Origin of the sequence: Streptomyces sp. MBT53 (assembly GCF_016654115.1) — a bacterium.
Taxonomy (GTDB): Bacteria; Actinomycetota; Actinomycetes; order Streptomycetales; family Streptomycetaceae; genus Streptomyces.
In genome coordinates this window covers 1-24,349 of record NZ_JAEQAZ010000155.1, presented here as the reverse complement: position 1 = coordinate 24,349, position 24,349 = coordinate 1, and the positions used below count along the sequence as shown (strand labels likewise).

15 protein-coding genes and 1 pseudogene are annotated in these 24,349 nt (G+C 70.3%); 4 read left to right on the top strand and 12 right to left on the bottom strand.

Annotation, left to right across the window (positions count from 1 at the left end):
* Positions 1-64: 64 nt before the first annotated feature.
* From fdh to JHN45_RS38315, 5 genes are all read right to left on the bottom strand, one after another.
* The gene (gene fdh, locus JHN45_RS38335) at positions 65-3,310 is read right to left on the bottom strand and encodes a formate dehydrogenase (RefSeq protein WP_201054195.1); all 3,246 of its coding nucleotides are present in this window, start codon (positions 3,308-3,310) and stop codon (positions 65-67) included.
* A gap of 150 nt (positions 3,311-3,460) precedes the next feature.
* Positions 3,461-3,829, bottom strand: a complete 369-nt coding sequence (locus JHN45_RS38330; RefSeq protein WP_201054194.1) for a hypothetical protein — start codon at positions 3,827-3,829, stop codon at positions 3,461-3,463.
* Positions 3,830-4,073: 244 nt separating this feature from the next.
* Positions 4,074-4,550 (bottom strand): hypothetical protein, encoded by a 477-nt coding sequence (locus JHN45_RS38325; protein ID WP_201054193.1) that lies wholly within the window; start codon positions 4,548-4,550, stop codon positions 4,074-4,076.
* A 534-nt stretch (positions 4,551-5,084) separates the two neighbouring features.
* Entirely contained in the window at positions 5,085-6,878 is a 1,794-nt protein-coding gene (locus tag JHN45_RS38320; RefSeq protein ID WP_201054192.1) for a RecQ family ATP-dependent DNA helicase, read from the bottom strand.
* Between the two features lie 121 nt (positions 6,879-6,999).
* A complete protein-coding gene (locus JHN45_RS38315; RefSeq protein WP_201054191.1) occupies positions 7,000-9,816 on the bottom strand; it encodes a BTAD domain-containing putative transcriptional regulator in 2,817 nt (938 codons plus the stop codon).
* Positions 9,817-10,269: 453 nt separating this feature from the next.
* Here JHN45_RS38315 and JHN45_RS54200 point away from each other — a divergent pair, with 453 nt between their 5' ends.
* Entirely contained in the window at positions 10,270-10,392 is a 123-nt protein-coding gene (locus JHN45_RS54200; RefSeq protein ID WP_268982452.1) for a hypothetical protein, read from the top strand.
* Positions 10,389-11,097: pseudogene (locus JHN45_RS38305) on the top strand (CoA-transferase). Before JHN45_RS54200 ends, JHN45_RS38305 begins: the two are co-directional and overlap by 4 nt.
* Before the next feature lie 31 nt (positions 11,098-11,128).
* Here the strand turns inward: JHN45_RS38305 and JHN45_RS38300 are convergent.
* From JHN45_RS38300 to JHN45_RS38285, 4 genes are read right to left on the bottom strand one after another with little or no spacing between them, the layout of a single operon-like run.
* Complete coding sequence (locus tag JHN45_RS38300) at positions 11,129-11,944, bottom strand: ATP-binding cassette domain-containing protein (RefSeq protein ID WP_201054190.1); 816 nt, start codon at positions 11,942-11,944, stop codon at positions 11,129-11,131.
* Positions 11,941-13,698 carry a dipeptide/oligopeptide/nickel ABC transporter permease/ATP-binding protein gene (locus JHN45_RS38295; RefSeq protein ID WP_201054189.1) on the bottom strand — a complete coding sequence of 586 codons (1,758 nt, stop codon included), beginning with the start codon at positions 13,696-13,698 and terminating at the stop codon, positions 11,941-11,943. Before JHN45_RS38295 ends, JHN45_RS38300 begins: the two co-directional genes overlap by 4 nt.
* On the bottom strand, positions 13,695-14,639 hold the full coding sequence (locus JHN45_RS38290; protein ID WP_201054188.1) for an ABC transporter permease: 945 nt from the start codon (positions 14,637-14,639) through the stop codon (positions 13,695-13,697). The genes JHN45_RS38295 and JHN45_RS38290 overlap by 4 nt, the downstream gene beginning before the upstream one ends.
* A gap of 10 nt (positions 14,640-14,649) precedes the next feature.
* The gene (locus JHN45_RS38285) at positions 14,650-16,242 is read right to left on the bottom strand and encodes an ABC transporter substrate-binding protein (protein ID WP_201054187.1); all 1,593 of its coding nucleotides are present in this window, start codon (positions 16,240-16,242) and stop codon (positions 14,650-14,652) included.
* A 426-nt stretch (positions 16,243-16,668) separates the two neighbouring features.
* On the opposite strand from JHN45_RS38285, the gene JHN45_RS38280 reads away from it, so the two are divergent.
* Together JHN45_RS38280 and JHN45_RS38275 are read left to right on the top strand one after the other, a co-directional pair.
* Positions 16,669-17,286: a TetR/AcrR family transcriptional regulator gene (locus JHN45_RS38280; protein ID WP_201054186.1), complete on the top strand. Its 618-nt coding sequence runs from the start codon at positions 16,669-16,671 to the stop codon at positions 17,284-17,286.
* The gene (locus JHN45_RS38275) at positions 17,283-18,080 is read left to right on the top strand and encodes a sugar phosphate isomerase/epimerase (RefSeq protein ID WP_201054185.1); all 798 of its coding nucleotides are present in this window, start codon (positions 17,283-17,285) and stop codon (positions 18,078-18,080) included. Before JHN45_RS38280 ends, JHN45_RS38275 begins: the two co-directional genes overlap by 4 nt.
* A gap of 137 nt (positions 18,081-18,217) precedes the next feature.
* Here JHN45_RS38275 and JHN45_RS38270 read toward each other — a convergent pair whose 3' ends face one another.
* The 3 genes from JHN45_RS38270 to uidA all read right to left on the bottom strand — a co-directional run.
* Positions 18,218-20,881 carry a family 78 glycoside hydrolase catalytic domain gene (locus tag JHN45_RS38270; RefSeq protein WP_201054184.1) on the bottom strand — a complete coding sequence of 888 codons (2,664 nt, stop codon included), beginning with the start codon at positions 20,879-20,881 and terminating at the stop codon, positions 18,218-18,220.
* A gap of 62 nt (positions 20,882-20,943) precedes the next feature.
* Complete coding sequence (locus JHN45_RS38265; RefSeq protein ID WP_201054183.1) at positions 20,944-22,296, bottom strand: MFS transporter; 1,353 nt, start codon at positions 22,294-22,296, stop codon at positions 20,944-20,946.
* A gap of 221 nt (positions 22,297-22,517) precedes the next feature.
* Positions 22,518-24,349 (bottom strand): beta-glucuronidase (gene uidA, locus JHN45_RS38260; RefSeq protein WP_307783314.1); only part of this gene is annotated, 1,832 nt, incomplete at its 5' end.

Sequence of the window (24,349 nt, the reverse complement as noted above, 5' to 3'; positions counted from 1 at the left end):
GGTTCGGGGTGCCCGGCGTCGCGGGCGGGGTCGGGCTCCGTACCGCTGAGCAAGTGACGATCCGTCATTTCCTGGTCTCCGTCCCGGTGTTGGCCGTGATGCCCGCGCGCCTGCGGTATTCGGCGACCAGCTTCGGCAGGTCCGGTCCGCGCGGTCGGCGGCCCGGGCGGATGTCGGCGGTCAGCGCCTTGTCCTCCTGGATGTGGGCGTTGGGGTCGAGGGCGATCGCGACGAGTTCGTTGGCCGCGTCGCCGGTGGACACTCCGTTGGGCCCCCAGTGGAAGGGCAGGCCGATCTGGTGGACCGTCCGGCCGTGCACGGTCAGCGGGCTGATGCGGGCGGTGACCATGACGCGGGCCTCGATCGCGTTGCGGGCCGTGACGATGGTGGCCCAGCCCATGTGCTCCAGCCCGCGTTCGGCGGCCAGTTGGGGGGAGACCTCGCAGAAGAACTCCGGCTGGAGTTCGGAGAGGTACGGCGACCAGCGGCTCATGCCGCCCGCCGTGAAGTGCTCGGTGAGACGGTGCGTGGTGATGACGTACGGGAAGATCTCGGCACCTTTTTCGTCGCCGCTGGGGTGGTAGCGGTTGCCCTCACGCGTGACCAACTGGCGTACGGGGGAACGCGGTGTGGAGGGGTGCAGCGCGTTGCCGAAGGGGGAGTCCTGCGGTTCGTAGTGCGTCGGGAGCGGGCCGTCCTCCAGGCCCGCCGGCGCGTACAGCCAGCCCTTGCCGTCGGCCTGCATGATGAACGGGTCGTCGCCGCGCAGCGCGTCCGGGCCGGTCGCGTCCTCGTCCGGTACGAAATCGGGTGCGCGGTCGGGCACGAAGTCCGGGACGTCGTACCCGGTCCACTTCCCCTGCGCCTCGTCCCACCACACGTACGCCTTGCGTTCGCTCCACGGTGTGCCGTCGGGGGCGGCCGACGCCCGGTTGTAGAGGACGCGGCGGTTGGCGGGCCACGCCCAGGCCCACTCGGCGGCCACCCAGTCCTGTGCGCCGCCGGGCCTGCGGCGGGCGGCCTGGTTGACGCCGTCCGCGTACACCCCGCAGTAGATCCAGCAGCCGCAGCGCGTCGAGCCGTCGTCCTTGAGTTCGGTGTACGCCGACAGCGGTGCCCCGTCCGGGCCGTGGCCGTTGATCTCGGCCAGGACAGCGGCGGCGACCGGCTCCCGCAGCGGGCCGTCCACCGGGTAGTCCCAGGTCAGATCTTGTACGGGCCGGTCCATCGGGTCGGTCGAGGTGGCCAGCCGCTCCTTGACGCGGCGGCCCAGGTGGTACATGAACCACAGGTCGCTGCGCGCGTCGCCCTCGGGCTCGACGGCCGCGTGATGCCACTGGAGCCAGCGGTTGGTGTTGGTGAAGGAGCCGTTCTTCTCGGTGTGCGCGGCGGCAGGGAAGAAGAACACCTCCGTGCCGATGTCCTCGGTGCGCAGCTCGCCGGTCTCGATCTCCGGGCCGTCCTGCCACCAGGTCGCCGACTCGATGAGGGAGAAGTCGCGGACGACGAGCCACTCCAGGTTGGCCATGCCGAGCCGTTGGAGCCGGGTGTTGGCGGAGCCCACCGCCGGGTTCTCGCCCATCAGGAAGTAGCCCTTGCACACGCCGTCGAGCTGGGCCAGGACGGTGTCGTAGGTGGAGTGCGAGCCGGTCAGGCGCGGCAGATGGTCGAAGCAGAAGTCGTTGGCGGCGGTGGCCGCGTCGCCGTAGTACGCCTTGAGGAGGCTCACGAAGTAGGCCCGCATGTTGCCCCAGAAGCCCTTGTCGGTGCGGCTGGCGTCGATGAACGCGTCGAGGTTCTCGTGCGCGTGGGCGTGCGGCATGGGGAGGTAGCCGGGCAGCAGGTTGAAGAGGGTGGGGATGTCGCTGGAGCCCTGGATGGAGGCGTGGCCGCGCAGCGCCTGGATGCCGCCGCCGGGGCGGCCGATGTTGCCGAGCAGCAGCTGGAGCACGCTCGCGGCGCGGATGTACTGGGCGCCGACCGAGTGCTGGGTCCAGCCCACCGCGTACACGAAGGCGCTGGTGCGCTCGCGGCCCGAGTTCGCGGTCAGGGCCTCGCACACCTGGAGGAACTTCGCACGCGGTACTCCGCAGACCTCCTCCACCAACTCCGGTGTGTAGCGGGCGTAGTGGCGCTTGAGGATCTGGTAGACGCAACGCGGGTGCCGCAGGGTCTCGTCGCGGGGCGGCCGGCTCGTCGTCTGCGCGCCGCCCGACCCGTGCGCCTCGGGACCGCCGGAGCCGCGGACGCGCTCCTCGTACTGCTCGTCCACCTCACCCGTCGGCTGCTGCACCTCGACGCCCTCGTACTGCCAGCTGGTGGGGTCGTAGTGGTGCTTGTCCTCGTCCAGGCCGGAGAAGACGCCGTCGAGGTCCTCGGTGTCGCGGAAGTCCTCGCTCACCAGCGTGGCGGCGTTCGTGTAGGCGAGGACGTACTCGCGGAAGTCCTTCTCCTCGGTCAGGACGTGGTTGATGATCGCGCCGAGGAACGCGATGTCGCTGCCGGCCCGGATCGGGACATGCAGGTCGGCCAGCGCGCTGGTGCGGGTGAAGCGCGGGTCCACGTGGATGACCCGGGCGCCGCGCGCCTTCGCCTCCATCACCCACTGGAAGCCGACCGGGTGGGCCTCGGCGAAGTTGGAGCCCTGGATGACGATGCAGTCGGCGTGCTGGAGGTCCTGCATGAAGGTGGTGGCGCCGCCCCGGCCGAAGGAGGTGCCGAGTCCGGCGACGGTGGAGCTGTGACAGACCCGCGCCTGGTTCTCCACCTGGATGATCCCGAGGCCGGTCAGCAGCTTCTTGATGAGGTAGTTCTCCTCGTTGTCGAGGGTCGCGCCGCCGAGACTGGCGATGCCGAGAGTGCGCGCGGTGCGCAGCCCCTCGGACTCCCACTCCCAGGTCCGCCGCCGCGTCTCGATCACCCGCTCGGCCACCATGTCCATGGCGGTCTCCAGGTCGAGGGGTTCCCAGTCTGTGGCGTACGGCCGCCGGTACAGCACCTCGTGGCGGCGGGCCGAGCCGGTGGTGAGCTGGAGCGTGGCCGAGCCCTTGGGGCACAGGCGTCCGCGGCTGATGGGGGAGTCCGGATCGCCCTCGATCTGGACGACCTCGTCGTCCTTGACGTAGACCTGCTGGCCGCAGCCCACCGCGCAGTAGGGGCACACGGACCTCACCACCCGGTCGGCGGTGTCCGTGCGGGGCCTGAGGTGCTCGGTGCGCGCCGACATGGCGGCCCGTCCGCGCCCCAGAGGGTCGGAGCCTGTCAGCTGGCGGAAGGCGGGCCAGTCGCTGATCCACGTACGCACACCCATGAGGGGTCCTTTCGGCGGCCGGAACGCCCGGCGACGTTGGTGGGTGTCACTTCCAGACTGGCCCACCGGGAGGGGTACGGCGCGCGGAGCGTCGGGCCGCGGGCCCGGGTACCCCGCTCCGGCATGGCTACTCGGGGCCGGCGGAGTCCGTCAGGCGTGGCGGTGCGGGTTCAGGTCGCCGGTGCCCGCGCGGTAGCGGAGGGGCGGAACGAGGGAGCCGGTGCCGAAGATCACCTTGCCCAGCCGGCCGATGACCAGGGCTCCGGACCGCAGGGCGCTGTCCGGCGCGGACAGGGGCACCAGCGGGCGGGCACCGCTGCGCAGTTGTCGACTGCACCACAGGGCGAACACGACGGTCGCGACGATCGATCCCATCAGGACGGTGGGTGTCCAGCGGCCGTGGGTCCGGAGGCGGCGGCGTTGGTCCGCGTTCAGGAGCACGGTGTGCGCGCCGGGGCGGGACCATGGAGCCGGAAGGTGCGGTGCCCAGGTCGAACGGGCGATCTTCCAATGGATCACTTGGTACAACGAAGAACGCCTGCGCTCTGCGCTCGACCACGTGCCACCGGTCGAGGACGAACGCGACTTCTGGCAGAGCCGGGAACGAGTCCCGCAGCGCGCCTGGAACAGGATCACCGGACTCTGCGGAACTCGGGGCAGCTCAAGTTCTGTGAAGTAGGTGGTGATGCCGCAGGAACATGACGGATCGTCGGATGGGTCGGTTCCTGCGGCATCGGGAATGGGTCACTCACTCATGGCAGGCTCAGCTGAAGACGAAGGGCCTGGGCGACTGTGCGGCGTTCGACGTACAGGTGACGGAGATGCCGAAGATCACCATCTTCAGTGAGCCCTGGTAGAAGTCCAGGCTGTCGCCGACGGCCACGGTGCCGGGAAGCGGGCCGACCTTGACCGCACCGCCTGCGGGTATGGCCGGGTTCACGGTCCCGCTGAACACCCGGTTGGCGCCGGTGGAGTTGGTCATGGTGAGCGTGGAGCTGATGGAGTTCGCCGACAGGGCGAGCGGCGTGGTGATGGCGGTGGAACTGAGCGTGATGGTGGCTGAAGTACTGCTGACCTGGGTCGCGGTCAACGTGGCCGTGCCGCCCCCGAAGATTCCGCAGGAGGCGGTGATGGTGGCGGAGCTCGGGGTGACCGCGGCGGACGCGGAGGGCGCGAAGGCCAGCGTCGTGGCGGCGATGACAGCAGCTGTGAGTGCCGCACCGGTGGTTAACCGTTTCATGGGGATCGTGTTCCCTTCCCGTTGACGGGAGTGCCATGTGTGGGATGGCGATCCCGGGCCGGGTGGGTGCGGGCACACTGCGGGGGATCGAATGTGACGGTTCGTCAGAACCTGCGATCCCCATTGATACGCCAGTCACACGGAACGACACAGTTGAAATTTGGCCGACTGTGTACGAGGGGCTGGAGATCCGATCAGTGACATGGGAGGCCCGGTGCGCCAGAGGTGTGCAAGAGGTGGCACGACGAGACAGCCGCCTGCCCGGTGCGAGATCGTGCGTCTTTGCCCTGAAGCGGCCGTCCCGTCACCGCAGTCGGAGGTCCAGCAGGTTGTGGTGCGCGACGAGCGCGAAACCCGTGCAACTGCCCGTGACCCTCCACACCGAACTGGCCTTCGCGGCATCCAGGTGACGTTTGTTCCGGATCGACTTCTTCCGGTCCCGCCGAGGCGATGTCGGAGAGTCCCGAGATCGACGAGTTCCAGTGCGCCCGGGGCAGGGCCGGCTCCCGACGCCCGGAACTCGCGGGTCCAGCGTCAGCGCGGTGAGTCGGGCAGTGCGATGAGCAACTGCTTGTCCGTCACCACGGCCAGCGACAGGGTGCGATAGCCGACCGACTCGAACAAGACGGTGACCTTGCCATCGCCCTCGCTCATGACCTCGCCCTGGCCCCACTGGTCATGGTGCACGCGGACGCCCGGCAGGTAGGCGTGCTCGTCCACGGTGGGGCGTGCGGCCGTCTCCGCCGCCCGGACGGCACCGGCGGCGGCGCCCGCGCGCGCACCGGCCCGGGGCCACCGGCGCCGCCGTGCGGTCGCCTTGTACGGATGTCCGGCGTCCCCGGACCGCCCACGCCTCGGCCTGCCCGCAGGCTTGACCGCCGCCGCGCAGTTGTCGCACGCCTCGCACGGGACGCGGACGGAGTCGCCGAAGTATCCAAGGAGGAACCGCCGTCGGCAGTCGGTCGTCTCGGCGTACCCGCGCATCATGTCGACCCGGGACTGTTCGAGCTTGAGGTGCGTGGCGTGGACGGCGAGTGCGCTCTGCACAGCGGCGTCGACGTCGTCGTCCGCGGCGGCGCCGAGCGCGCCGGTGAAGCGGCTGCCGTCCCGTCCGGTGCGGACGGCGCCGGCTTCCTCCAGCAGGTTCAGCACGGCTGACAGTGCTGTCGCGCCGAGTTCGCAGTCGGCTCGGAGCCCGGTTGCGCTCACGGTGCCCCCGTCGCCGCGCAGGCGCTCGGCGACGCGGCGCAGTGCGTCGGCGTCGGGAGCGCCGGAGGCGAAGAAGCGTTGCAGACCCAGGTCCTGCGGGCGGTAGGCGAGGAGCGCCCTGGCCGGTGCGCCGTCGCGGCCGGCCCGGCCGATCTCCTGGTAGTAGGCGTCGAGAGAGCCGGGGACCGACGCGTGAAGCACGAACCGTACGTTCGCCTTGTCGATGCCCATCCCGAACGCCGAGGTCGCCACGACCACGTCGAGTTCACCGGAGCTGAACCGGTCCTGGGTCCGGCGGCGTTCGGCGGGGGAGAGGCCCGCGTGGTAGCCGGCGGCGGACAGCCCGAGGCCGCTCAACCGCTCCGCATAGCTGTCCGCTGCCTTCCGCGTTCCCGCGTACAGGATTCCCGGCTTCTCCTCGACGGCCGCCCGCTCCACGACGAACCGCTCCTTCGCGGCCGCGTCCTGAAAGGCGGACACGTCCAGGTGGATGTTGGGACGGTCGAAACCGGCCACTATCTCCACCGAATCGTTCATGCCGAGCCGTTCGGCGATGTCGCGTCGCACCGGGGCCGCCGCGTTCGCGGTCAGGGCGAGCACCGGAGGATTTCCGAGCCGCTCCCGCGCGTGCCGCAGCCGTAGGTAGTCCGGCCGGAAATCGTGCCCCCAGGACGACACACAGTGTGCTTCGTCCACCACCAGCAGCCGGGGACGGACGGCGGCGAGCCGGTCGGTGACATCCGGCTTGGCGAGCTGCTCAGGAGCGAGGAAGACCACGTCGACCGTGGAGGAACTGATGCGGGCCCATGCCGTCTCGTTGTCGCTCGGGCGCTGCGCGGAGTTGATCGCGGCGGTGCGCAGCACGCCGGATCCGAGCAGGCTCTGCATCTGGTCCCGCTGAAGCGCGATCAGCGGCGAGACGACGACGACCGGACCGCCGAGCAGGACCGCGGGCACCTGGTACACGGCGGACTTGCCCGCGCCGGTCGGCATGACGGCGAGTACGTCACGCCCCTTCATCACGGCCTTCATCGCGGTCAGTTGGGCCGGACGCAACTGCTGCCAGCCGAAGACCCGACGCGCGGTGCCGCGCAGACGCCGGGACGTGAGTGTGAGCATCGTTCTCCTTGAAGCGTGAGCGTCCAACCGCAGGGTGTCTGGCGGCTACCCCGGTTCGCCGGAATATCGCCTCGCGCGATTCGGTCGTCCTACCGCTGGAGTACTGATCGGTGATGAGTGGTCAGCCGCGTGCGGGCAGCTCCGTGTCTGACGGATCCAGGTCGAGATGATCGTGGAGCCTGGCTCGCAGTGCCGCGGCATCCGGGTGATCGAGTTCCTCGAAGACCGCCAGCGACAGGGTCCAGGCTTCGCGGGCGGCTTCGGGATTCCGGGCCGCGTGGTGGGTGTCGCCGAGGTGGGCGAGGATGTCCGCCTCGTAGTAGCGGTCGCCGATGTCGTGGAAGAGCGCCACGGCTCTTTCGTAGCAGGTGGCGGCCTCGCTGTATTCGCCGAGGTGATGGTGGGCGTATCCGAGGGTGTCCCAGGTGTGAGCCTCTCCGGAGACGTGGCCGGTGTCCTTCACCAGGGTCAGTGCCTGCTCGCAGTAGGTGATGGCATGCCGGTACTCGCCCATCTCCGCGTGGTCCCAGCCGACGTTGTTCAGCGCCAGTGCCTCCCAGGCACGGTCTCCGGCGGCGCGGAATCCCTGCACGGCGTGCCGTGAGTGTTCCAGTCCCTCGGTGTGGCGCCCCTGTTGGGCCAGGACTTTGCCCAGCGCGAGATGGGTGTGCGCCGTGCCTGACGGTTCACCGAGTTGCCGATACAGGTCCGCGGCGCGTTCGAGGTGGGCGCGAGCTTCTGCGGGACGGCCGAGGGCCGATTCGGCATTGCCTATGTTGCGGTGGGCGCAGGCCTCCGCCGCTCCGTCGGCCAGTCGGCGACCGGCGGCCAGCCCGGCTGTGTGGGTGGCGGCCCAGTCGGACCAGAGCACCTGCCGCTGGTGGTAGGGCGTCATCGCCGCGGCGAGCTGCCAGACGTGGGTGTCGAAACCGTCCTGGCCCGCTTGCTGGAGGGCGGCGAGCAGCACCGGATGCTCGGCGGTGAACCAGGCCATGGCCTCCTCGCGGTCGGTCGGTTCCTCGGGGGCGACGCCGGGCGGGGCCGGGGAGGGGGCGATCCGGTCCGCGGGTGGACCGAGAAGACTTTGCGCCCGGAGCGCGGTGTGCAGGTAGTGGTCGAGCACGCGGTACGTGGCCTGGTGGCGTTCGGTGCCACTGTCCTCGGTGCGGGCGAGTTCGCCGGCGTAGGCGCGGAGCAGGTCGTGCAGGGAATAGCGGCCCGGTAGGTGTTCGGTGAGCAGATGCGTGCGTGTCAGTTCGGCGAGCAGGGCGCGAATCCGCGTGGGTGCCACGGCGGCCAGGCTCGCGGCGGCCTCGGCCGAGATGTCGGGCCCGGGATGCAGCCCGAGCCTACGGTAGAGCCGTGCGGCACCGGGGTTGAGGGCGTCGTAGGACCAGGAGAACACGGCCCGTACCCGCGTGGCCGGATCACCGCCGTCGAGCGCGTCCAGACGGCTGCCGCTCTCGCGCAGTTCGTCGGCGAGGGTGGAGAGCGGGATGTGGGGCTCGGCGGCGGCCCGAGCGGCAAGGACGGCGAGAGCCAGCGGCAGGCCCGCGCAACGGGTCACGATCTCCGCCACGGCGGCGGGTTCGGCGGCGAGACGGTCGGCGGCGAGACGGTCGGCCAGCAGGGACCGGGACTCGTCCGGGGACAGCACGTCGATGGCGAGCAGATGAGCGCCCTCGGCGGCGGCCAGGCTGGTGAGCCGGTTACGGCTGGTGACCACGACCAGGCAGCCGGGTGCACCGGGCAGCAGCGGCCGGATCTGTGCGGCATCCCGCGCGTTGTCGAGCACGATCAGCACCTGCCGGTCGGCCAGCAGACTCCGGTAGAGCGCCGCCTGGGCCTCCAGACCTGGAGGTATCCGGGCAGGCGGTACGGCAAAGGCGTCCAGGAAACCGCGCACCGCCTCCGCCGGGTCCCCGACCGCTCCTCCGGGATCGAAGCCCCGAAGGTTGACATAGAGCTGACCGTCGGGGAAGAACTCCCGCACCCGGTGCGCCCAGTGCACTGCCAGCGTGGTCTTGCCCACGCCCGCGCTGCCCGACACCGCTGAGATCACCACGGGCGCCGAGGGCTGCGCAGTCGCGAGGAACCCGTCCAGCCGCGCGAGTTCCTCGTGTCGACCGGTGAAACCCCGGACTGCGACGGGCAGTTGTGCGGGCGCCCCTCCCCGCGGCGGCCTGGAACGTGCCGGCGGCGCAGGTCGCGGGGGAGCGGTGGGTCCGGGCAGGTCCCCGCGCAGGATCGCCTGGTGAACTCCGCGCAGCGCCGTCCCGGGGTCCGTACCGAGCTCCTCCGTCAGGCGCCGTTGCATGGAGGCGTAGCACAGCAGGGCCTCGGCGTCCCGGCCGGTGGCGTGCAGGGCCCGCATCAGTTCCTCGGCCAGTGGCTCGACCAGGGGGAAATCGTCCAGGAGCGCGGACAACGGGCCGATCGTCGCAGTGGAAGCACCGAGCCGTGCCTGGACACGGGCCCACTCGATGGTCGCGTCCACCCGTTCGCGCCGCCATGCCTGGCGCATCTGTTCGACCCACGGGCCGTCCAGCCCACTCAGCGGCTCGCCGCGCCACAGATCGAGTGCCTCGCCGAGAAGAGACACCCGTTCGGTGTCCGGTACGCGGACGTCGTGGGCCCGGCCGACCAGGCGATGGAAGTGGTGCACATCGACCTGATGCCGGTCGGCCTCCAGGACGTAACCGTCCGACCGGCGACCGAGCCGCAGTCCTTCGCCGGACGCGTCGTCGAGCCGGGCACACACATGACGAATCCGGGCGATGTGCGCATGGACCGAATGCCGGGCACCTTGCGGGGGGTTGGGCCCCCAGACCCGGCTGATCAGGACGTCGGTCCCCACCGGACGCCCCGCGTCCACGGCCAGCGCGGCGAGCACGGTGCGCCGTTGGGGCGGACCGGCGTCCGCCCTCCCGTCGGCCACGGCAATCTCGACTGGGCCAAGTAATCGCAGCTGCACCATGTCGCCCCCTCGAAACCTGCACTGCTTCTACGGATTTTGCTCATATCCGTGCGCTCGGCACAGCCGGAAGGGCAAAGCGTGACCACTTGCCGGCTCTGTATCGGACAGTCGAGGTCGGCGGCGGCCGAGACCTCGGAAAGCATCTCCCGTTCGACGTTCTCGCGGGGGCGGCCGGAGCGGAGCGTCGGCCGGGCGGTCGATGTTCTTGTCGAACGTCGCGATGGCGGAGACGCGTTGGGTGATGGCCGTGCTCCGGGTCGCCCCGGTCGCCTGTTGGTGTCCTTGATGTGGGGCTGGGGTGGCTCCCCAGTACGGGTTGGTCTTCGCGTCGGGTGCGGCGATCAAGGGCGTCCATGGTCTTCGGGCCGGGCTCCGGGTGCCGGGCCTGGGCCCTGCCGTGGTCGACGACGTGGTGTGGTCGACCAGGTCGTCGAGCCCGGCAAGCTCGACCCCGAGGCCGTCGTCACCCCGTCCATCCACGTCGACCGGATCGTGCGGGTGACGGCCCGTCACTACACCGCGCGGGGGGCACGATGACCACCGCGTACAGCGAACGCAGACTCTTCATGGACGAGTTGGGCGCCGTCATCGCACGCGACATCCCGGCCGGGTCCTTCGTCAACCTCGGTATCGGGCAGCCCACCAAGATCGCCGACCATCTGCCGGCCGACTCCTCCGGTGGTGCTGCACACCGAGAACGGCATGCTCGACAGGGGGCCGAGGGCCGAGGGCGACGCGGTCGACCCCGATCTGACCAACGCCGGCAAGGTCCCGGCGACCGAACTGCCGGGCTCGGTCTACTTCCACCAGGCCGACTCCTACGCCATGATGCGCGGCGGCCACCTCGACGTCTGCGTCCTCGGGGCCTACCAGGTCGCCTTCGACGGCGACCTCGCCAACTGGACCACCGGCGGGCCCGACGACATCCCCGCCGTCGGCGGCGCCATGGACCTGGCCATCGGCGCCAAGAACGTCTACGTGATGATGACGCTCTTCACCCGCTCCGGCGAGCCCAAGCTCGTGCCGCACTGCACCTACCCGCTCACCGGCGTCGGCCGCGTCTACACCGACCACGGCGTCCTCGGCGTCGGCGTCGGCGGCGGCGTACGGATCCGGGAGACGTACGGTGTCGACGCCCACGAACTCGCGGACCGGCTATGCATCACGCTGCCTTGCAGCCCGCGACACAGCCCTGCCGACAGCAGTGTTGCCCAAGGGGGGTTTCCTGCCAACGGGTCCTGACCTGTTCGCGTGATGCGGTAGGACGAACACGTCACAGGCGTTGTCGCGCCTCGCGCCGCCGACGCTGTTCGGCCGGGTCCGCGACCGGCGCCGCGAGCAAAAGCCTTTGTGTGTAGGGGTGTTCGGGGTCCGTGGTGACCTGGCCGGCCGTCCCGGTCTCGACGATGTCGCCGCGGTGGATCACACTCACGCGGTGGCTGACGTGCCGGATGACCGCCAGATCGTGCGAGATGAACAGGTACGCGACGCCGGTGCGGCGCTGGATGTCGATCAGGAGATCGAGGACGCGGGCCTGGGTGGTGAGGTCGAGGGCGGAGACGGGTTCATCGCACACGATGAGCCGGGGGGCGGGTGCCAGTGCGCGGGCGATCGCGATGCGCTGCCGCTGACCGCCGCTGAACTCCCGTGGCAGCCGCTGCGACGCGTCCTTCGGCAGCCCCACCTGATCGAGCAACTCCGCCACCCGGAGCCGGGCCGCACCTGTCGCGGTGCCCTGCACGATGAGCGGTTCGCCGAGGATGTCACCGATGGTGAGGGCGGGGTTGAGGGAGGAGTACGGGTCCTGGAAGACGACCTGGATGTCCCGGGCCAGGGCACGGCGCTCCGCGCGCCCGGCGCGGGTGATGTCGTTGCCCCGGAAGCGGACCGTGCCGCCGCTGGGGGCGACCAAGCCGAGCACGGCCCGGCCGATGGTCGTCTTCCCGGAGCCCGACTCGCCGACGACGCCGAGGGTCTCGCCCTGCCCCACGGTGAGTGACACGCCGTGGAGGATCTCGTGGGAGCCGGCCCTGAAGCGCCGCCCGGGGTAGGCGACGCGCAGATCGCTCACCTCCAGCAGTGTGGTCATCGCTTCTCCGTTTCGAGCGCGCCCGCCGGGGTGGCCGGCGGGTCGGTGCGCAGCGTGGTCTCGTCGAGGATCGAGTCGAGGAGCGTGCGCGTGTAGGGGTGCTGGGGTGTCGCGAACAGCTCTTCCGTCGTGCCGGTCTCGACCACCGTCCCCTTCCGCATCACCGCCACGCGGTCGCAGATGTCGGCGACCACACCGAAGTTGTGGGTCACGAGCAGTACGGCCATGTTCAGTTCCTTGCGCAGGTCGCGCAGCAGGTCGAGGATCTCCGCCTGGACGGTGACGTCGAGGGCGGTGGTCGGTTCGTCGGCGATGAGCAGCAGGGGCCGGCTGGCGACGGCGCCCGCGATGAGGACGCGCTGCGCCATGCCGCCGGAGATCTGGTGCGGATAGGAGCGGAAGGCGCGCTCGGGTTCGGGGATACCGACCCGTGCGAGGAGTGCCAGGACCCGGTCGCGGGCCTCGCCCCTGGACATGGGGGTCGCCGCGCGCACGCCCTCGACGAGCTGTGCGCCGACCGTGCAGGACGGGTCCAGGTTGGACATCGGTTCCTGGGGGACGTAGGCGATGGACGTTCCCCGTACGGCTCGCAGTTCGCGTTCGCTCAGGCCGAGCAGTTCGCGGCCGTCGAGGCGGATCGAGCCGTGGGTGACGACGGCCTCCGCGGGCAGTACGCCGAGTGCGGCGAACGCGGTCTGGGTCTTGCCGGAGCCGGATTCGCCGACCAGGCCGAGGGTTTCCCCGGCCGTCACGCTCAGGGTGACGCCGCTGACGACCTCCTTCAGGTCGCCGGCCGGTGTCGGGTAGGCGATCGCCAGGTCGTCGACGGTGAGCAGTGCGGATACGGTGCCCTTCGTGGCGGGTGGCCGGTACGCGGTGGCGGTGACGATCCGGGCCGGCTTCGGGCGGCCGCCCTCCAGGGCGTCCCGCAGCGCGTTGCCGAGGAGTACGAGCGAGGCGGTGATGATCCCGAGGGTCAGGCTCGGCCAAAGGAACTGCAGCGGTTCCTCGTACAGGTTGCCGAACCCTTCGGAGATCATCGCGCCGAAGCTGGGCACCGTGTTCGAGCCGACGCCGAGGAACGCCAGGCCCGACTGGACGGCGATGGACGAGCCGGCGAGGAACGCGGTGGCGATGATCACCGGTCCGCGCACCACGGTGAGGACATGCCGTCGCAGGATGCGCCGGTCGGGGAGTCCGGAGACCCGGGCGGCGTCCACGTACAGCTCGTTCTTCACGCCGAGGACGAGATTGCGTACGAGCCGGTAGACGCCAGGGGAGAGCAGTACGCCGAAGACGACCATGGTGGCCTTGTAGTCGCCCTTGGTCACCGGCATCAGCACGATGAGCAGGAGCAGCCCGGGGAACGTCATGATCAGGCTGAACAGCCACTCGGCCACTCCGCGTACGCGCCGCCCGAAGTACCCGCCGGCCAGTCCGGACGTGATCCCGATCGCGAGGGCGATGCTCGTGCCGATCAGCGCCGAGACCACGCTCGTGTTGATCGAGAACAGGAGCCTGGCGAAGATGTCGCGGCCGCTCTTGTCGCCGCCGAGCAGATAGCCGTGGTCGCCGACGCCGGCGTCGACCGCGTCCAGGTTCGCCTCGTTGGCACCGTGGTCGCTGAGGACGGGGGCCAGCAGTCCGAGCAGGACGATGACGACGAGCAGGCTCGCGCTGACGACGGCCTGGGGGTCGGCGATCAGCCGCCGCAGGGTGGAGCGGCGCCGCGTTTCCGCATTGGGTGTGGTCAACTGACGATCCTCGCCTTCGGGTTGAGCCATCCGTTGAGGAGGTCGACGACGAGGTTGACGGTCACGACGAGCAGCACGCCGAAGAGGCTGATGCCCATGATGATCGGCACGTCGCCCTGCAAGGAGGCGTTGAACGCGTACTGACCGAAGCCCGGCAGGGCGAAGATCTGCTCGATGATCAGGGCCCCGCCGAGCATCTGGATGAACTCCAGGGACAGGACTGTCAGGGCCGGTCCGGCGGCGTTGCGCAGGGCGTGCCGCAGCACGATGGAGCGGGTGGGGATGCCCCGGGTGCGCAGGGTGCGGACGTAGTCCTTGCGCAGTTCGCCGATCATGGCGCCGCGGATCTGGGAGGTCAGACTGGCGACCCCACCCGTCATCAGGGCGACCACGGGAATGGCGATGGAACTCGCCCAGCGGACCGGGCTCTCGCTGAAGTCCGTGTATCCGGTGGCCGGGAACACGTGCAGCTTGACGGCGAACACGTAGACCAGAGCGATGGCGACGAGCAGGCTCGGGACGAGGTAGCCGGTCATCGCGGCGGCCTGCGCGAACCGGTCGACGGCACCGCCGCGTGCGGCTGCGGCCACCCCCAGGGCGACGCTGATGACCGAGGTGGCCAGCAGCGCGACGACGACGATCGACAGGGTGACGCCGAGCCGGGCGGTGATCGCGGAGCGGACCGGTTCGCTGGTGAAGTAAGAGGCGCCGAGATCTCCTCGGATCGCGTGCGAGAGCCAGTCGCCGTACTGCACCGCCAAGGGCCGGTCGAGGCCCATCTGCGCCTTCTGGGCGGCGATCTGCCCCGGTGTGGCGCCGTTGCCGAGGACGCTGCTCGCCACGTCGTCGAAGGACGTGCTGAGCAGCAGGAAGGTGATCATGGTCACCAGGACCGCGAGCACGAGGCCCGCGGTCAGGCGACGCAGCACATAGACCGTCATGGGTGGCCGCTCACCCTCCGGACCGCGACGAGTCGGCGACGCCGAACTGCCGGACGGTGGACATCGTGGAGGAGCCGTCGCCGAGGTAGGTGATGCCCTTCTTGGTGGCCCAGTCGCTGCCCAGGTAGAAGACGGGCGCAAGCCACGCGTTGTCGACGCCGTACTTGTTGATCTCCCGGTAGATTCCGCCGGCCTTGGCCGGGTCGAGTTCCCGGGCGGCCTGGCCGAGGAGCTCGGTCAGCTTCGGGTCGGTGGAGCGGAACACGTTGCGGAAGCCGGTCGGCGTGTAGAAGCTGCGGGTCATGACCGCGTCGGAGGCGAGGCCCTCCACGAGCAGGAACATGGGGTACTTGCCGGACGCGACGGCGGTGGTGGTCTGCTGGGCCGGCACCGGTTCCCAGGTCACCTTGATGCCGATGTCGGCGAGCGCCTGGGTGAACAGCGGCTCGAAGGACTTGGTGAAGACGAGGCTCGGCATGGTGACCTTGAAGCCGTTCGGGTAACCGGCCTCGGACAGCAGCTTCTTGGCCCCGGCGATGTCGTAGGGGTACACCTTGTCGAGCGCCTCGTCGTAGGCCTTGCTCTTCGGGTTGAACAGCTGGTCGGTGGCCTTGCCGGAGCCGCGCAGCACCTGTGTGACCATCTTCTGCCGGTCGAAGGCCATGTTGATGGCCTTGCGGACGCGCAGATCGCCGAGCGGCTTCAGCTTGGTGCCCGCCCGATCGGCCAGGACGAGGAAGGCGCCCGCGGTCGCCTGCACATGCGTGATCTGGAAACCGGCCGCCTTGAGCGCGGGCAGCTGGGAGACGTCGGCGGTGCCGGCGTTCGTCTCGCCCGCCTTGAGGGCGTTGGCGGACGCGGTCGGATCGGTGATCACACGGATCTTGACCGTCTTGAAGGGGTACGCCTTCTTGTTCCAGTAGTCGTCGCGCCGGTTGAGGACGTACACCGAGCCGTTGACCGTGGTCTTCGGGTCCAGGGTGTACGGCCCCGAGCCGACCGGATTGAGGGCGGTGCTCTTGTTCGCCATCGTCTTCGGGTCGCCGATCACACCGGGCGACGTCGACAGCGCGGCGAGCAGTGAGGCGTCGGGCTGCTTGAGTTCGATGACGACCGTCGACGCGTCGGGGGCCTCGACCGAGGCGACGGACGCCAACGACAGCTGGCTCTGCCCCGGCGTCGAGTGGATCCGCTCCAGGGTGGCCTTCACCGCGTTCGCGTCCACCGGGTCGCCCGAACTGAACTTCATGCCCGGGCGGATCTTCAGAGTCAGCGTGCGGCCGTCCTTGGAGTACGACCAGCTCTGCGCGGCGCCGGGGTGGAGCTCGCCCTTGTTGTCCTGGAGAAGGAGCGTGTCGAAGATCGAGTCCCAGACGTAGGTCTGCTGGCCCTCGACGAGCTGGGCGGGGTCGAACGAGTTGGGTGTGCCGAGGATGGACAGCGCTAGGGTCCGGTCGGCGCCGGAGTCCGACGCGGAGGTCGGGCTGCTGTCGCACGCCGAGGCGGCCGTCGCCAGCAGGGCGGCGGCGACGGCGGCAGCCAGTGTCCGGGAGCGCTGTCGCGGCTGTGGCCCGGGCCGGGAAGGCGAGAAGCGGATGCGCATGGGTGGATTCCTTCGTCCTGGAACCTGAAGAGCCGAGGCCTTCGTCGGTGCGTCGGTAGGCCGGTGCGGTCATGCACGGGTGCACGAGTGGGCGACACACGTGTGGGGGTGTGCGGCGGTGCCCTGAGTGACGTCGGCATGCGGTGGTGAACGGGCCCGTTGCGCCGGTCGGTGATCCGCCGGTGCACCCCGTCACGCGAACAGTTACCACGTGGTCGAATTTCATTCGGAAGGTAAGCCCGGACGGGAGGCGCGGGAAGGGTGGGGGCCGCGTTCGTGACCAGAGCGTTATCCGGCGGGAACTCGTCGCGTCCCGCCTCTTGCGCTCGTGGCCGCCGCCGTCCACACTCCGAGCAGACCGCGAAATGTTAAGGCTTGGAAGGTTTTTGAAATGGTGATGCGGGATTCGGGAAGGGCAAGCGCACCGTGACCCAGGCCAAGGCCCGCGGCCCGTACACCAAGACACCGGCGCGGCGGGCGGAGATCGTCCGGGCGGCGCGCGAGAGCTTCGCGGAACACGGGTTCACGAAGGCCTCGCTGCGGGACATCGCCGAGCGGGCCGGCATCACCCACGCCGGTCTGCTGCATCACTTCCGCACCAAGGACGACCTGCTCGCCGCCGTGCTCGCCGAACGCGACACCGAGGAACGGCGGTACGCCGAGTCGAAGGTCCCGGACATGGACCATCTGGCGCCGTACCTCGGCGACATGCTGCGCCACCACCAGAAGGCCCCCGAGCTGATGCGGCTGTGGATCGAGCTCGCGGCGGCCGCCTCACGTCCGGAGCATCCCGCACACGGATACTTCGTACAGCGCTACGCCTGGGGAAGTGATCAGTTCGCGCGGGGCATGCGCGGCAAGGCGAACCGCGGAGAACTGCACGAGGCGATCGCCCCCGAACACGCCGCCACCCTGCTCCAAGCCGTACTCAACGGCCTGCAGCTGCAATGGCTGCTCGATCAGGATCTCGACATCGTCGGCCCGGTCCGGGCCTTCATGAGGATGACCTTCCCGCAGGCCGCACCACCAGAGGACGAAGAATGAGTCCCGGCACTCTCGCCGTTCAGCTGTACAGCGTGATCGACGCACTGGAGGCCGACCGCCCCGGCTCGCTCGCCCGCCTGGCCGCGCTCGGCTTCCGTCACGTCGAGCCGTTCGCGCTCGGCCTGTGGAACACTCCTCCCGCTGAACTGGCCGCCACCGCACGTGCGTTGCGGGCGGACCTGGACGAGGCCGGCCTCGGTGTCGGCTCGGTGCACATCGCCGTCCAGGGCGACAGCCAGGCAGCCGCGGTCGAGGTCTGTCGCATCCTCGGCACGGACACCGCCTTCGTGCCGATTCCGTGGCTCGTCGACGGTTTCGACGAGCGGTCCCTGGAGAGCCACGACGGAGTGCGCGCCTTCGCCGGCCGTCTGAACGAGGCCGCACGCGAGCTGGCGGGGGCGGGGATCCGGCTCGGCTACCACAACCACCACTTCGAGTGGGCCCGGCTGCCTGGCGGCGCCCACGCCTTCGACGTGCTGTGGGACCTGCTCGACCCCGAGGTCCTCGCCGAGGTCGACGTCTACTGGGCCGCCGTGGCAGGCCAGGACCCGGCCGAGGTCCTGAAACGTCTCGGAGAACGCGCCGTGGCCGCCCACGTCAAGGACGGGCCCGCCGTATTGGACACAGCGCAGACGCCCATCGGTACCGGGGACATCGACATCCCGGCCGCGTTGCGCGCCGGGACCCATCTGCGCTGGCACATCACGGAGATCGACCGCGCCGAAGCCGACCGCTTCGAACTCCTCGCGGCCAACCGGCAAGCGCTCCTGGCGGGCGGCTTGACCGTCGCCTGACATCGTCGACCGCTTCGAGAGGCGTAGGCCTGTGCCGGGCTACCGGTTCGCGGCAGTCCAGGGTGGTGGCGACGCGCGAGGCTCCGCCGGACGCCGCGTCCTCCGATGCCGCCATCCTCGGGAGACGCGCGCTCGGCTCAATCCGCCTTCCCCACGCGGCCGGTGGCGCTGAACGTGCCGGGAGGAAGGTGTTCCACGGTGGTGCCGTCGGGGAAGACGACACGAGCGGTGGTGGCCGGGGGGACGTCGACCGTGACGGTGAGCCGGTCGCCTGTCGTTCGCCACTCGACGGCGATCGTGCCCTGCGGGGACTCGTGCGTGCCCCGGGCCCACGGCACGGACGGGTGCGGGACGGGCGCGACCTCGAAGGACTCCCAGGCGACCGACCCCGGCGTCTGCCGCAGTCCCAGGACGTGGGTGTGCAGGAAGCGGACCACCGCGCCCTTGCTGTAGTGGTTCAGGGAGTCGTGCGCGGTGCCGGTGTCGTCGACGCCCTCCCAGTCCTCCCAGATGGTGGTCGCGCCACGGTCGAGCATGTACAGCCAGGACGGCGCCGTGCGCCGGAGGAGCAACTCGTAGGCGACGTCGGAGTGTCCGGTGTCGGAGAGGACGGGGAGCAGGTCGCCGGTCGCGAGAAAGCCGGTGCCGAGATGGGTGCCGACCGCTCGGATCAGCTCGACCAGGCGCGCGGCGGCGGCCTCGCGCAGTGCGCCGGGGACGAGGTCGAGCGACAGCGCGCGCACGTAGCCGGCCTGGGTGTCGCCGACCGTGCGTCCGTCGGGGGAGAGGAACTCGGTGCGCCACGCGTCACGTACCCGCTCGGCGATCTCGGCGTAGCGGTTCGCGTCCTCGGTGCGGTCCAGCACCCGTGCCACGTGGGCCAGGGTCGCCGTCGAGCGGTACAGGAAGGCCGTACCGATCTCGCCCTTGTCGGCCAGGAACCAGGCGACGGGATCGTCCTTGACCGGGTCGACGCGGGTGCCGTCGGCCGCCCTCACCCGGGGCTCGGTCCACTCACCCCAGTGGAAGGAGCCGTCCCACAAGTACCGCTCGTGCGGCAGCGGTTCGGCCGAGCGCTCGCTCCGGGACGGGTGGCGAAGCGTACGGGCGGTCGTGAGCGCCCACTCCACCCAGCCGACCATCGCCTCCCAGTTCTCCGCCAGCACCTCCCGGTCGCCGTACGACTCGTACAGCTCCCACGGGACGGCGACGACCGCGTCCCCCCAGCCGGCCGAGCCGGTCATCATGGCGAACTGGTCGTCGAGGTGGTGTTTGATACGGCGTCCGTCGGGCGAGAAGTTGGCGATCCGGCCGTCGGGCAACTGGTCGTCGCGGACGGAGCGCAGCCATTTGCTGCTGAAGCCCAGGACGTCGTAGAGGCGTGTCGCGGTGGGGGCGAAGACCTGGTAGTCGCCGGTCCAGGCGAGTCGTTCACGGGTCGGGCAGTCGGTGGGCACGTCGACGGCGTTGCCGCGGAAGCTCCATTCGGCGATCTCGTAGAGGCGGTTGAGATCCTCGTGTCCGCAGGTGAAGGTGCCGGTGCGGCGCAGGTCGGTGTGGACGACCCGCATGACGAGGCTCGCCGGGTCCAGGGGGGCGCCGTCACGGCGGACGCGGGCGTAGCGGAAGCCGTGCACGGTGTGGCGCGGCTCGAACGTCTCACCGCCGCCCGCGGACACCACCTCGTCGCGCTGGACGAAGGGGATCGGCGCCTGGCCCGGCCGGGTGGCGTCCAGGTGAGCGGTCGTCAGGTCGCCGTCCGGGCCGAGGTGTTCGCCGTGGTCGATGACGGTACGGGTCCCGGCCGGTCCGAGGTCGCTCAGAGTGATCCGGCCGGAGGCGTTCTGACCGAAGTCGGCGATCCAGAGTCCGTCCCCGATCCGCTGGACCGACTGTGCCGCGCGAGACTCCACGACCCGCACCGGCGGTGCCGGCGACCAGGTGATCGCGGGTGCCTCGACCCGGTCCACGAGGACGGGCCGTTCGGTGCCGGGCCCGACACGGAAGTCGGTGGTCTGCCCGTCCATGAGATCGGCCCGGGTGATGGGCGACTCCGCGCTCGTCCACGTCCCGTCGGTGCGGACGACCTGCCGTGTGCCGTCCTCGTGCACGAGGTGGAGTTCGGCCCGCGCACCGGGCACCGTGCCCCAGTCGGCCGGTTGGCGGAAGGCGCCCACCTGGCCCCGGTACCAGCCGTCGGACAGCAGGATCCCGATCCGGTTGTCGCCCGTGACGACGGCGTCCGTCACGTCGTAGGCCTGGGCGTGGAGCGTACGGTCGTAGGAGGTGGCCCCGGGCGTGAGTTCGGCGGTGCCGGCCCGCCCGCCGTTGACGTAGACCTCGTACACCCCGAGTGCCGTCGCGTACAGCCGTGCCGAGCGCACCCCGGCCCGTACCCGGAACCGGGCCGACAGGGCGTACGCGGGTCGCCCGCCGTATCCGCGGTCGCCGGACTCGGCGGGACTGATCCAGCGCGCTCGCCAGTCGGCGGCCAGCAGACCGCTCTCGAACGTGTGCCACCTCGACCACGGCGAGTCGCCGTCGTCGCCGAGCGCCCGGACCCGCCAGGCCACCCGACAGCCGCTGCCCAGCGCCGCCCATGGCCAGGCGAGGAACCGGTGCCCGCCCACCGCAGTGGTCACAGCGGGTCGCGCCTCGCCGTCGACGGTGCACTCCACCTCGTACGCCACCGGGCGTGCCCCGTCCGACGGCGGCTTCCACGACAGCCGGGGCGTAGGCCCCGACACGGGGAAGCCGTCACCGCCGCTGTCGATGCCCAGGTCGTACGGTGCGTGGTGCATGCTGAGCCTTCTCCGAACTCGGTGGAACAGGATGTCTCCCGGGACGCCGGCCTGGGGCGGCGCTACCGGACAGACTTGATCTTGAACTTGACGATGAGGCCGCCGACCAGGGCCAGGGCGGCGCCGATCAGGTAGAGCTGGGTGTAGTTCTTCTCACCGCCGTCGCCGACGCCGAGGGTGATGACGAGCGGGGCGATCAGCGGGGCGACGGCGCTGGGGATCTTCTGCGCGAAGGCGACGACGGCGAGATAGCGGCCGGCCTCGGCCCGGTCCGGCAGGACGGCGAACACGATCGCCTGGTCGACGGCGCTGAACAACGCGATGGCGAACTGCATCAGCACCGCGCCGACGACCAGTTGGGGCAGCGAGTGGGCGAACGCCTCGGTGACCGCCCCGGCGACGAACACCGCGGAGCCGATGAGGACGAACAGCTTGCGCCGGCCGAGCTTGTCGGAGAGGAAGCCGCCCCCGACGGCACCGCCGGCGGCGGCCATCACGCCCACGGTCCCGATGACCGCCACGATCCCGGCGACCTCCTTGACCGGCAGGTCGAGGCGCTGCGCGTAGAAGAAGGTGCCGAAGGCGGTGTTGAAGTACAGGCCCATGAAGAAGACGAAGCGGCCGAGCCAGTTCCAGCCGAAATCCGGATGCTTGCGCGGGTTGAAGCCGTAGCTGGCGACCACGTTCCGCAGCGTCACGCCGCCGGTGCGCACAAGGGCGCGGGAGTCGCCCTCGGGCTTGAACACCGGGAACAGGATCACCAGGGCGGCGCCCAGCACGCCCGGGAGCAGGAACACCAGGAACGTGCTGGAGGCCACCCCGTACGCGAGGCCGATGCCGATCACGGGGGCGATCTGGGTCATGACGCTGGTCAGCGCCGCGACCCGGCCGCGCTGCTCCTCGGGCACCCGGTCCGCCTGGACGTTCTGGACGGCCTGCCCGGTCGTGGACCAGCCGAGCATGCCGACGACCCACGCCAGGCCCAGCAGGAGGACAGACGGTGCGAGGGCCACTCCGACCAGCGCGACGGTGCCGAGCAGGGCGCCGCCGATCATGAAAGGGGTCCGGCGACCGAGCCGGGAACGGGTCCGGTCGCTCCAGAGGCCGATCAGGGGGCTGAGGACCAGGTAGACGAACTGCGCGGACCCGGTGACGAAGCCGAGTTGTTCCTCATGCCCGGGCGCCAGGTCGGAGACCCGCACCGCGAGCGAGTAGGAGAGGGGCACCATCAGGGCCAGGGAAGCGCCGAAACTGGCGATCATCAGCCAGAGGAGGTAGTCCCTCCCGACCTGCTTGAGCGGGGATGCCTCGATCTCGGGCTCGGCGGGCGGCTCGGTGGGAGCCCCGGCGGCGTCCTGCGGCGACCCCGTCAAAGGGGGCACCACCACGCTGACGTCTCGGTCGGCGTGAGGCATGAGGGCTCCTTTGTCACATGATCACGAGGGGTGGCGGCAGCCGGCGGGCGTGAGGGCGCTCGGGGCTGCGGCGAACGCACAACAGCAGTGGCTGTGGCTTACGTCGGCCGGAGCCGGTGCCGGTGCCGGGGGCGAGGCATGGGCCGCCTTCTCGGTTGCGGGGCGCAGTGGCAGCCCAGTGCCACGCAGCGAAAGCGCGATGCCGCGCGCCCCCGCAGGTGTCAGCCGGCCGTGGCCTCGCCGGGCTTGTGGCCGCCCAGGCCGTGCCAGCGTCGGCGCAGGGCGAAGGCGGCCGACTTCGGCTTGCGGTCGCGGGTGAACACGCCCTTCTTGTTGCCGTCCACGCGGTGGATTCCGTGGGTCGTCTGGAAGTCGGCGAAGTTCCACACATGCTCACCGATGAACTCGGGGATGCGGTCGAAGACGCGGTGGTACATGGCGAGGAAGTCGCTCTGGTACTCCTCGCTCCACGGAGCGTCCCAGACCGAGTGCAGGCCGGGCTGGGTGTCGGCGCCGTATTCGGACATCATGACGGGCTTGCCGAAGCGCTGGACCCACCCGCGCAGGTCCTGCTCCAGGTACCCCTCGGCGGTCGCGAGGTCGCCCGTGAAGATGTACCAGCCGTAGTAGCGGTTGATGCTCAGGACGTCGAAGAGGTCGCCGATCTGGTCGTTCTGCGGTGTTGCGAACATGACGGCGGCGTAGGTGAGGGGACGGGTGGGGTCGAGTTTGCGGGCCAGTTCGACCAGCGGCTCGAAATACTCACGCGCGCCGTCCTCGTTGGATGCCGGCTCGTTTGCCAGGCACCACATCACCACGCTCGGGTGGTTCTTGTCCCGCTCGATCAACTCCCGCAGATGCTGGGCGTGTACGTCCCGCGTGGTGCCACCGAAGTTCTCCGGGGCGAAGGTGGGGGTCGGCGGAACACCGGTGAGGCCGCCCTGGACTCCGAGGTTGAGGCCGACGGCGGCGGTCTCGTCGATGACGACGATGCCGTGCCGGTCGGCGAAGTCCAGCACCTCTTCGGCGTAGGGGTAGTGGGAGGTGCGGAAGGAGTTGGCGCCGGTCCAGTCCATGAGCTGGAAGTCGTGGACGAGGTAGGCGTCGTCGTGTCCCTTGCCGCGTACGGGGGTGTCCTCGTGCTTGCCGAAGCCGGTGAAGTAGAACGGCTCGCCGTTGATGAGGAATTCTGTGCCCCGCACCTCGACGGTACGGACGCCGAAGGACTGGCTGTAGCTGTCGACGGGCACGCCGTCGACTTCCGGCTCCACCAGCAGGTCGTAGAGGTAGGCCGCGCCCGGTTGCCAGAGGGTGACGTCGGTGATCTGCAGGACGCCCTCGGTGCCGCGTCCCTCCGCTACGGTCCGGCCGGCCTCGTCGATCGCCCGCACCCGCACGGTGGCCGTGTCGGCGTGGTCGCCGGCTATTTCGACCCGGTAGGCGACGGTGCCGGTCGTGCCGTCTCGTCCGGTGACGACGGTGACGTCCTCGACGAAGGTCTTCGGCGTGCTGTACAGGCGGACTGGGCGTGCGATGCCCGCGTAGTTGTAGAAGTCGTGCAGATACGACTGCCGTTCGCGGCCGTCGGGGCCGGTCGTGACGCTGCCGGGCGGGATGGTCGTGTTCGTCAGCCGATTGTCGACGCCCACCGTCAGCCGGAACTCGTGGCCGGGTTCGACGACGCCGGTGAGGTCCGCCTCGAACGGTGTGTAGCCGCCGGTGTGCTCGGCCACGAGCCGTTGGTCGACGTAGACCTGCGCGGCGTGGGTCACGGACCCGAAGCGCAGGATCACGCGCTCGCCGGTCCAGCCGCGCGGCACGCGTACGTCGCGCTGGTACCAGACGACTCCGACGTGGTCTCGGATCTCCGGGTCCACGAACAGGTCGTTGTAGCTGGCGGGCACGGGGACTTCGAGCGGTGGCGCGAGCCGTGACGCCCACGGGGCGGTGGCGGCCCGGGTGTCGAGAGCGAACCGCCAGAGGCCGTCCAGGCCGACGACGTCGCGGGTGGGGGTGGTACGGGGCGAGAGCATGAAGGTTCCTACCGGTTGCT